This window comes from Bacteroides caecigallinarum, from assembly GCF_016901995.1.
Classification (GTDB): domain Bacteria; phylum Bacteroidota; class Bacteroidia; order Bacteroidales; family Bacteroidaceae; genus Phocaeicola; species Phocaeicola cellulolyticus.
Genome location: NZ_JACJLE010000080.1, coordinates 1 through 10,125, shown reverse-complemented (window position 1 = coordinate 10,125; position 10,125 = coordinate 1). Strand labels below are relative to the sequence as shown.

The window sequence follows — 10,125 nt, the reverse complement described above, 5'->3', positions numbered from 1 at the left end:
TAATAACCTTATTAATTAACCTAAAAAAGGAAACAGTATGAGAAAATGGACTTATCTCGTGGCTGCTCTACTCATGAGCGGAACAGCTGCAACTTTCACAAGCTGTATTGACAACGAAGAACCTGCGGGCATCGAAGCTATGCGTACGGCTAAGGCTGAATTCTATTCTGCACAGGCTGCATTAAAATTGGCAGAAGTAGAATACGAAAATGCTAAAACTCAGTTAAAACTTCAGGAAGTAGAGAAAGAAAAGTACATGAATGAAGCTTTGAGATTGCAGAATGAACTTTTAGCTGCTGAAAATGAAAACGAGAAGAAAAAATTAGCTCTCGAACTCGCCGAAGCTGAAAAGCAACATGAAATAGCAATGCAGGTATATGAGACTACTTTAAAAGAAGCAGAAGCTGCATACCAGGTTGCTTTGAAGAATTTTGACATTGCCATGGCTAATATTAACAGTGCATATACAGCAGAATATGCAAGGATATTAGCATCTATAACTTCCAACAGAGCTGAATACAAGAAAATTTCAGCAGATATAACTGATAAGGAACTTACTCTGATGCAGTTTGCAGAAGAAACGCTTGATACAGCGAGTGTAAGAGGCAAAATGGATAGAAATGTAAAAAAACTTACTGCAGAATTGGATTTGATGAAGAACGAGCTTGACTTATTAAAAACCATCAATAATGCTGATGCTGAAGGACAGAATAAGATTATTGCCGACTTAGATAAGGAAATTCGCGAAAAGGTTGAAGATTTCAATGCTGACGTAGCCAAATACAATAAATTATCTACAGATAAAACTGCCGCTACAACTGCCAAAAATGAAAAAGCTACAGCATTAAGAGAAGAAAATAAGACAAAATTCGAAGTCGATGCTGAAGCTACATTAACAGTTGCTCCTGAAATTCAACACACATTTATTAGCTCTGCTCTAAGATCTGGAATTGTCGATAATACATTTATTCAGGACAATGTAAATACTGAATTGATAGGTTCTGATGAATATTATACCTTTAAGGCAACTGACAATTTATTTAAGTTGAAATATACAAAGGATGATATTAGAACTATATCAGTAAGCAACAATCCTACATGTGAACTTAGTAATGATATAAGTACTATTTCTAATTATCTTAGCTCATTCAGTGAGAACGATTATCAGGAAAAAGTCGCAAAGAAACAGTTGTACAATGACATTCTTGATAGCTACAAAACAAAATATGAAAAACAGCTTGAAGAATTCGAGAAAGAAGGTGGTACAAGAGACATATATCTGGAAAAACTTGCAGCCTACACAATGTATAAGCAAGGTAGCGACAAGGATGTATATTACAACTATATAAACGATTACAAAACGAATGTTTACGATGAAGCTATTATTGCAGCTAACCAGTTGACAGACCAAACTGCTAAAGATGCTGCCATAAAGGCTGCTCAGGATGCATTCATTGCAGAACTTAAGGCATACGGTAAAGCACGTTTTGAATTGGATGGTTGGTTCTTCGCAGATCCAGATGATAATACTAAAAAATTTTATGAGACAATTGAGTCTGCGGAAGTTGATGCATATTGGACATATATTCGTGGAAGCAAAAATCTTGAAACTACTAAAGAAGGCTCACCATACTATAATTTCTTGACAGAAGGTGAAAAGTTATTCGGTAGTGATACAGATTTCGGAGATCAATATTTAGATCCAAATGGAGAAGCGTACACAAAGCCTGATATTGAAACTGAATATAAGAAGTATTTAATTGATAGTTCTAATAAATATACAGGTGGTATGTTTGGCGATTATCTACAAGCATATATTAACGTAAAAGATGTAGCTATAGCAGAAGCCCAGAAAGTTTTAGTGGATGAAATTGAAAAGATTAACGCTAGCCTGACAGTTAAGAAATTGGAATTCGCAGTACTTAATGAGGATGTTCTGGAAAATGCTGAATATTTGGCTCTTGTAGAAAATGAAAAGAACATTGAGAAGCAAATTAACGATTTAAAGGTTCAGATTGGTAACAGTCCGGTTGATATTTCTGTAAAACTTAATTATGCTGATGTTGATTATGCAACTGCAGGCACAAATGACAGAATAACAGGTCTTGATTTCGTTGATGCGAGTGGTACTACTGTAACTCTTTCAGGATATAAAGGTAATTATCTTGAATCATTAAAAGGTTACCATAACGAACTCAGATCAGGCGTAACCGGCTATGAAAAACAACTTGCTGACCTTCAGGCTAAATATGATGCTAAAGAAGCAGAAAAAGTGACAGCAGAACAGTTGTTGGCTGAATTTGATAAGGGTGGATATGAAGTATATGATACTGATAACAATAATAAACCAGTTGATTACAAAATCAACATCGGTGGTAAATATGAAGGATATATTACTTATACATTAACTCCTGATCAAAGTGGTGAATATACTTATATTACTGAAACTGGAGAGTATTACGATGAAGAAAAAGATACTTGGGTTAAATATACTAAAACAACAACTATTCCAAGTTCAGAGCTAGGTAATATTGCAACTCCAGATGATTCACCTGAAGGTGCAGTGTCAACAGACTTCCAGGTAACTACACATTTCTTGAAAGTAGTAATCGAAGCATACAATGCTGAAATTGAAATTCTCAAGGCTCAACTTCTAGACTTGGATGCAGAACATGAAATTTTGAAGAAAGAACTTGCAGCATTCTTGGATGTTTTGAACGAAAGATACCCGGAAGCTGCAGCTCAATAATTAACTAAAAACTTGAAAGAATGATTAAGAAACTATGCATATTATTTTTATCTGCTCTCGCTATTGTGCCTTCCATGGCACAATACGGGAACAGTAAAGATGATGCGTCGTTCAGGCCTAAGAAAGGGGACTGGCAGGTAAACCTCAATATGGGGGCAGGACAGTTCTTCAACGAACTTAACGGAATGAATTACTTGCTGCCTTCATACCTAGATGGATATGGTAATACCAATGTTCCAGATTTGGGATTAGATACTTATGGACTAACAGCCAACCAATCTGAAGACCTTGGTATAGCCCTTGACTTAGGAGCCGCATTCAATGATAATAGCATCGTAAACATTGCAAGCATACAGGGTGCATATTTCCTTACAGACAGAATTCAGCTTAACGCTTTCTTCTCTTTGGACATGAACGTCACTCCAAAGAAAGACTATATGGAAAGTGCATACTACGAAGATGGTGACCCTCTGAACCTTCCGGGATATAAATACATGGAAGGAAGAGTGTCAAGCAAATGGATGCTTGGTGTAGGCGGTAACTATTATTTCCCTACAAGGAATGAACGCATCAATCTTTATGCCGGAGGTATGGTTGGCTTCCAGATGGGAAGAGTGGAAACAGTTACACCATACTCAGGTGAGACGATTAATGATAACGTGACTGACGACGAAGGTCAGACAGACGGTGAACAGATAGAAGGTGAATCAGGTAAAGAACCTATAGAGCTTTTCAGACCTACCAACAAGGCTGGTACTGTATGGGCTATCAGGGGAGCACTGGTAACAGGTATAGAATACAGCATCATGAAAGGTATGATACTAGGTTTCGAAGTGCAGCCTGCAGCTTACAACTACACCGTACTGAGAATCCAGCCGCAAGGCATGGCTTCGTACAACGCCGCTCATCACAATATCAGAGTATTAGCTTGTCCTTCATTGAAAATTGGTTTCAGATTCTAAGAACCTGTAGATAAGGATATAAATCAGAAGAGGGTGTCCTTAACATGAAAAGGTACACCCTCTTTTTTTAATTTAAAAAGATGAAACGTATGAGGAAATTGATATACACCTTCGGAATGATTGCCGCAATGGCAATGACCGCATGCAGTAACCCCAGAGAAGCTGTAATAGACGGAGAAATGACAGCCGAAGGATGGAACGGAAAAAACATCGAGCTGATAAACAGCGAGACAAATGAAGTAATTTCACAAACCAGAATAGAAGACAACGAATTCGAGTTCAGACTCGTTCCTGACACTCCGTTCATAGCTACACTTAAAATACAGTCGGAAGACATGGATATTCCGTACATACTGCCCGTAGCTGTAGAAATGGGAAAAATAACCGTCAAGGCTGGAATGGAAACCCTCACGACAGGAACTCCACTAAATACAAGGCTGCAGCAGTTCATGGTCAGGAAAAGCGATTTGGCTCTGCCCGATACTCTTTCGCTTGAAGAATACAAAAAAGAATTCAGGGCTTTCATCGAACAGGAAATAGAAAATAACAAGGACTGTCCGGCACTGGTCGGATTTATAAAAAAGGCATATCTCAGGTAGTGTTACTCCGGATATAAGCCCTTAAATATAACCGGAATAAGACATGAATATTCTTATTGAATCATGCCGAGAAAAGTCCAAACTCACTCTCCGAATTAAGAGGATGCGTAAAATACGTGTCCTCTTTTTTCGTTACCAGATATATAACAAGTCAAAACCTAAGAGAATATACCCATCAAGATCTTTAAAAGCGTTGCATTGTTCTAGATAGTTACGCGTTGTATCGAAGTCATCCCCCTAATATTGGTACCGAATTGTCTTGCAGATTGGAATAAAAACATCCTAAAGTTCTTCTTAATCCAAGAAAAAGTGTACTTTGCGAGTGTAATAATCTTGAATATGTGAAATATTAACAATACAATAAAGACGAATACGTGAATTATGAAAAGGAAGATATACGATAAACTGTTGGAATGGAAGAAGAAGCATAAGGGTAATACTACCCTTTTGATAGAGGGAGCCAGATGTATAGGGAAAAGCTATATCGTTGAAGAGTTCGCTCACAAGGAATATGCGTCTTACGTTCTGGTGGACTTCAGCAAGGTAAATCCACAGGTGATGGATTTTTTCAACCTTTACTTGGACGACCTCGACATGCTTTTCATGAATATAGAGCTTTACTTCAGACGGAAGCTCACTCCCCGTCAGACGAAAGACGAGGAAGCCCGTTCCTTAATCATATTCGATGAAGTGCAGTTTTGTCCCCGTGCTCGTGCAGCCATCAAGCATTTGGTGGCAGACCGACGTTATGATTACATCGAAACAGGCTCGCTGGTTTCCATCAAGAAGAATGTCAAGGACATCATGCTGCCTTCCGAAGAACACGCCATAGAAATGTTCCCAATGGACTTTGAGGAATTCTTGTGGGCTATGGGAGACGAGATGCTGATGCCTTACATACGGATGCGGTTTAGCAAACGTCTTCCCATGGAGGCTTTCCACCGCCGGGCAATGGATTATTTCCGGCAATACCTGATTGTCGGGGGAATGCCGCAGGCTGTCGCCAAATATGTGGAAACGCGGGATTTTGAAAAGGTGGATGAAGTCAAGCGCGACATATTGGCTCTTTATCGCAATGACATTCACAAATACGCGGACAATCAGGAAACCAAAGTTGCCGCTATTTTTGAGGAAATACCGGGACAATTGCAGAAGCACGAAAAGAAGTTTGTCTTGTCCGCTTTGCAGAGTGAAGCCCGTATGCGTGACTATTCGCAGGCTTTCTTTTGGCTGAGTGATGCCAAAATCATTAACTGCTGCTATAATTCTACGGAACCAAGTATAGGGCTGAAACTGAATGAAGAGCGCACTACGCTGAAATGTTACATGGGTGATACCGGACTGCTCATCAGTCATGCCTTCGATGAGCGTGGAATTGTCGGTGCCGACCTTTACCGGAAACTGATGTTTGACAAGTTGGAAGTGAACGAAGGGATGTTGGTCGAGAACATCGTGGCGCAAATGCTTCGTGCGGCAGGACACAGACTTTATTTTTTCAGCAACAGTTCCCGGACATCGGCAGACGACCGTATGGAGATTGACTTCCTGATAGCCAAACCTGTAACGACCAGCAGGCATAATATTTCCCCCATAGAGGTAAAGTCCGGCCAACGCTACACGCTGAATTCATTGAGGAAGTGTATCGCCAAGTATAGCTCCCAGTTATCCACACCTTACGTGCTTCACGACAAGGATGTGAAAATAGAAGACGGCATTGTGTATCTGCCTTTATATATGACACCGTTGCTTTGAATGATATGGGAAAACAGACATACACTGATATTTGATGTAAAAAAAGCCAGAACGAATCCGGCTATATTCATTTTATTATTTTGTTGCACTCCTCAATCTGTTTTTCGTCTAGTTTGCTTTTATATGAGTTGAATATATATTTGCCTACTGTGGAATTTCCGTTTTTAAGAACCTGCTGTACGATGAAAGTGGCGAATTCTGATTTTACTGAGTCTGCCGATAGTGATTTTCCGTACATGCCGTCAATGAACTTGTCTTTTTCCATCAGAAAATTCATCATCCTGTCGTTCTCTTCCGTATCTGCTACATATACCATGTCGCCCATTTCTACAGTGATGTCGCCTTTTTCAAGCACTACAGGCAGTGTGACAGGGAACATGTCGCTGTCGTTTTCATGTACCACCAGCTCCATGACTTTCGTAGCGTCATGTTTGCCTTCGAATGTGAATTTGCAGTCTTTAACTGTGGCACTGTCGCATTTGTGCCCTGCAGCATCCACCATATAGACTGTTCTTTCGTCGTATTTCGGGTTTGTTATTTTACCGTTAATTCTATATCCTTCGGTAGCTGTCTGTCCGCAGGATATTAATAGAAACGCGAATGCGCTTGTGCCTAAAAGTCTGAAACTTTTCATATTATAGTTGTTAAGTTTAAAAAAGCACTCCGCAGCTTCGTGTGGAGTGCTTTAATAATCAGGTTAGAATTTCTATTTGGACTTTTCTCGGGTTTAGAATCTGAATCCAATCTTCAAGTTCGGAGTAGCAAAGAACCCGATGCTGTGATGACCTGCCTGATATACAGCAGAACCCTTAGGGCAAATCTGGATGCAGTCATAACGATAAGAAATAGGCTGCACTTCGAAGCCAAGAATCAAACCCTTGGCGATGCTGTATTCTATACCTGCCACTGCTCCTACCCGCAGACCGAAAATCTGTCCGGCACGTGAGTTTGGAGTATAGAGCTGCACGCTTTCGTAGTTCAAATCTTCATCAGTTTCTTCACTCATATCTTCGTCTATTACGGTTTCACCGGTGTAAGGATATGATGTCTGTATTCTTCCCATCTGCCATCCCAAAACACCACCCGCATAGAGGTTGATGCGTTCGTTCTTTGTATTGAAATAATAATTAGATCCTAACTGTACAGTCCAGGCATTTTGTATTCTGCCTTCGATATACTTATAATCCTGTATTGGGAACTCTGGAACGCTATGATCTCCTTCAATATAATCTCTTGATGGAGTGGCGTTAATGTTCATACTGAACATTGCGTTGACGTCCCAACGGTCAGTCAGGAAATATTTTCCCTGAATACCAATAAGGTTCATCAGTGTATTACTATTCAAATCACCCAAATTAAGGTAATATCCGGGGTCACCAGATTGGAAATCTGTTCCGGGCAGTCCTACAGGATTGTTAAAATTATTTTCTTTATTCCAGTAAGTTGGTAACAGATATTCCATATCCTGATCGAACATCTGGTTGTTACCAATTACTGCAGAAACCTGCCATTGACCTTTCTTTGGGGCAAACGACGCATCACTGCTGCTGTATTGTTGCGCCATTCCTGGCGCAACTGTACATACAGACAGAAGTAATATGCATAGTTTCTTTATCATACTTGTTAGTTTAAAAGTTTAATTTATTCACCTGCTATAGCTGCAAGTAACTGATTCTTCTTTTCATTTGCTGCATCAAACAATGCCTGCAAAGCTTCTGATTCAGCTTTTCTTGCATTATACAATGCGTCTTTTTCAGCTATAATAGCTGACTGTGCAAATTCGTATTCACCTTTTTCAACTGATTCGAGCAGTTTAGTGTAATAATTCAATGTATGCTGTGCTGTAACCAGAGAACCATTTACGCCTTCATATCCATCTATTTGAGCTTTTATGGCAGCGATAGCGTCGTCAAATGTACTACCACTAGGCGCTTCCGACGTAGTAACGATTTCCATTGTATTCATTAATGCTTGAAGACCATAAATTTCTTCATCAAGGGTTGCAGTCTGTGCTGCATAATCTGCCGTAATTTCATACCTTTGTGTAATTAATACATTCTTGGCTTCTTGATGAGCAATGCTAGCTTCTAACAGTTCTTCATTGATTGTTTCTACACTCGCATATAGAGTTCTAAAATCTGCTTGATTTGTTACAGCCAGATTTTTATTTTCATATAAATAAGCTGAAACAAATTTATCATTGGCTAAACCATTACCAATAATTGCACCATAACTACTATTACTTGAGCTACCGTATAGATATAAATCATTGTAATAATTAAATAGTGAATAATGTTCATTTACACTCTTTTCCCAATCCTCATAAGTATAAGGCTCAAGCATATAGTTATCACCTAAAAGAGTGCTTATATTGCTACCCCATATAGCTTCCGTAGCGTCCATATATGTTTTATATAGACTGCCTTCATTATTACGATATAAAGCATCTGTTCCTACTTGAGCGTAATCTGATAACAACAAATATTTATCTAATCCATCTGCTTCATCAATCTTTGTTATTGCATCACCGACTCCACTAGATACCGTCAGATTACAAACGAACCCATCAAGTGCTTTTCTTTGAGTTAAGAACGTCTTAATTTTAGTTTTAATATCAGTTTTGTCTGCTTCTGTAGGTGCTGTTTTTGCTTCATAAGCGGTAATTTCTTTAAGTAAAATTGTTCTTGCATCATACCTGTTTGTTGCTGCTGTAGGTTTATATTGATACTTATATTCATCAGCTGCTTTTATAAAGTCATTTTTAGCTTTTATCCAACCCTTTGTTTCATCACCTATAGCAACATCATAAGCATCTGCAGCATCATCTTTATTAACTTCTAGTATTTTAAGATTTCTTTCTTCATTTGCCAATTCGTTGTCATCAAATATATACCATTCAAGATTATTTTTTAAATAATTTAGGAATGTAGTTTTAATAGTTGGTTCCATTACTAATGATAAGGAAGTAGGAAGTTTATATATACCAACTTCATCAGTAGGAACTTTTACGGCATCTAATTGCAATTGATATTCATTAGGATATGTTGAATAGTCTAAACTATAAAGAGCATTGTCAATAAATGAATACAAATCTTCTGTCAATGCTTCAGGAATTTCGAGCTTGATTTCAGATTTTGCATTAAAATCATTTTCAAGTTCTGCAATTTGCTTATCAATTGCAGTAGTTTTTTCGTCTCTTTCAAGCTCTAATCTTGTCTTTTCTGCATTATTAGTCTCTACTTTATCTTTATATTCATTATACTTTTTCTCCCATTCGCTAATGTCTGTATTAGCAATCAATTTTAGTTGTTCCAGAGTATTATTATATCCTTCAATAGTTCCTTTTGTTGAATTGATAGTATTCTTGATTGATGCAATAATGTTTTCTTTAGAATCATTAAATTCAGCTTCGTATTTTGCTCTTAATGCATCAGCCATGTCTTTCTGTGCTGTAGCTAAAGCATCTGCTAATCCTTTTAATCCTAGAGCAGTTGTAGGAGTTGTACTAGGCACATATTCTTCTTCTGTTGAATCCCATACGTATTTTGTATATTCAAATGATTTTGTGTAAATCAATTCATACAAAGCAGCGGCATACGCATTTTCTTTATAATTTAGCATTGCAACTTCAATATCAGCTATGGCTTTATCATATGCAGCCTGTGCCAACGCTGTTTGAGTTTTTAGATCAAGCATTTCTTTGTTGAATTTTTCTTCAAGCTTTTTCTTTTCATTCTCCCAATACAGCTTTTCTTGCGCACTCTTTGCAGCTAAAATTTCAGTATTAATCTTAGCTTGCGCAGCAACTTCTTGTTGATACAATGCTTGAGCTCGCAAATAGCTTGCTTGAGCTTTTTTGATTGCAGCCTCTGCTTCTTCAACTAAGATTTTTGCTCTAAGCAAATCTGCCTTGGCACCGCGTAAATTTTCGATACCCGCAGGTTCGTCTGTGTTAATACAGCTTGTGAAAGTTGCAGCTGTTCCGCTCATGAGTAGAGCAGCCACGAGATAAGTCCATTTTCTCATACTGTTTCCTTTTTTAGGTTAATTAATAAGGTTATTA

The 10,125-nt window shown here is 38.3% G+C and carries 7 protein-coding genes; 4 read left to right on the top strand and 3 right to left on the bottom strand.

All coding sequences use genetic code 11. From position 1 onward, the window contains the following. The first annotated feature begins 37 nt into the window (after positions 1 to 37). The 4 genes from H6A61_RS14515 (at position 38) to H6A61_RS14500 (ending at position 6,062) form a co-directional block, all read left to right on the top strand. Positions 38 to 2,749 carry a hypothetical protein gene (locus H6A61_RS14515; protein ID WP_204394596.1) on the top strand — a complete coding sequence of 904 codons (2,712 nt, stop codon included), beginning with the start codon at positions 38 to 40 and terminating at the stop codon, positions 2,747 to 2,749. A gap of 20 nt (positions 2,750 to 2,769) precedes the next feature. Continuing rightward, positions 2,770 to 3,711 carry a BT1926 family outer membrane beta-barrel protein gene (locus H6A61_RS14510; protein ID WP_204394595.1) on the top strand — a complete coding sequence of 314 codons (942 nt, stop codon included), beginning with the start codon at positions 2,770 to 2,772 and terminating at the stop codon, positions 3,709 to 3,711. Between the two features lie 89 nt (positions 3,712 to 3,800). Next, positions 3,801 to 4,310, top strand: a complete 510-nt coding sequence (locus H6A61_RS14505; RefSeq protein WP_204394593.1) for a DUF4369 domain-containing protein — start codon at positions 3,801 to 3,803, stop codon at positions 4,308 to 4,310. Between the two features lie 381 nt (positions 4,311 to 4,691). After that, positions 4,692 to 6,062 carry an ATP-binding protein gene (locus H6A61_RS14500; protein WP_204394591.1) on the top strand — a complete coding sequence of 457 codons (1,371 nt, stop codon included), beginning with the start codon at positions 4,692 to 4,694 and terminating at the stop codon, positions 6,060 to 6,062. A 67-nt stretch (positions 6,063 to 6,129) separates the two neighbouring features. On the opposite strand, the gene H6A61_RS14495 is transcribed toward H6A61_RS14500, so the two are convergent. From H6A61_RS14495 to H6A61_RS14485, 3 genes are all read right to left on the bottom strand, one after another. Continuing rightward, entirely contained in the window at positions 6,130 to 6,696 is a 567-nt protein-coding gene (locus H6A61_RS14495; RefSeq protein ID WP_204394589.1) for a DUF4369 domain-containing protein, read from the bottom strand. A 93-nt stretch (positions 6,697 to 6,789) separates the two neighbouring features. Continuing rightward, entirely contained in the window at positions 6,790 to 7,680 is an 891-nt protein-coding gene (locus H6A61_RS14490) for a BT1926 family outer membrane beta-barrel protein (RefSeq protein WP_204394587.1), read from the bottom strand. 23 nt (positions 7,681 to 7,703) lie between these two features. Further along, a complete protein-coding gene (locus tag H6A61_RS14485; protein WP_204394586.1) occupies positions 7,704 to 10,088 on the bottom strand; it encodes a hypothetical protein in 2,385 nt (794 codons plus the stop codon). Positions 10,089 to 10,125 lie beyond the last annotated feature (37 nt).

Bases quoted from the DNA above. Each gene is read 5' to 3' on its own strand.
- H6A61_RS14505 (WP_204394593.1), top strand. From the start codon at position 3,801: ATGAGGAAATTGATATACACCTTCGGAATGATTGCCGCAATGGCAATG.
- H6A61_RS14490 (WP_204394587.1), bottom strand. From the start codon at position 7,680: ATGATAAAGAAACTATGCATATTACTTCTGTCTGTATGTACAGTTGCG.
- H6A61_RS14515 (WP_204394596.1), top strand. From the start codon at position 38: ATGAGAAAATGGACTTATCTCGTGGCTGCTCTACTCATGAGCGGAACA.
- H6A61_RS14510 (WP_204394595.1), top strand. From the start codon at position 2,770: ATGATTAAGAAACTATGCATATTATTTTTATCTGCTCTCGCTATTGTG.
- H6A61_RS14485 (WP_204394586.1), bottom strand. From the start codon at position 10,088: ATGAGAAAATGGACTTATCTCGTGGCTGCTCTACTCATGAGCGGAACA.
- H6A61_RS14500 (WP_204394591.1), top strand. From the start codon at position 4,692: ATGAAAAGGAAGATATACGATAAACTGTTGGAATGGAAGAAGAAGCAT.
- H6A61_RS14495 (WP_204394589.1), bottom strand. From the start codon at position 6,696: ATGAAAAGTTTCAGACTTTTAGGCACAAGCGCATTCGCGTTTCTATTA.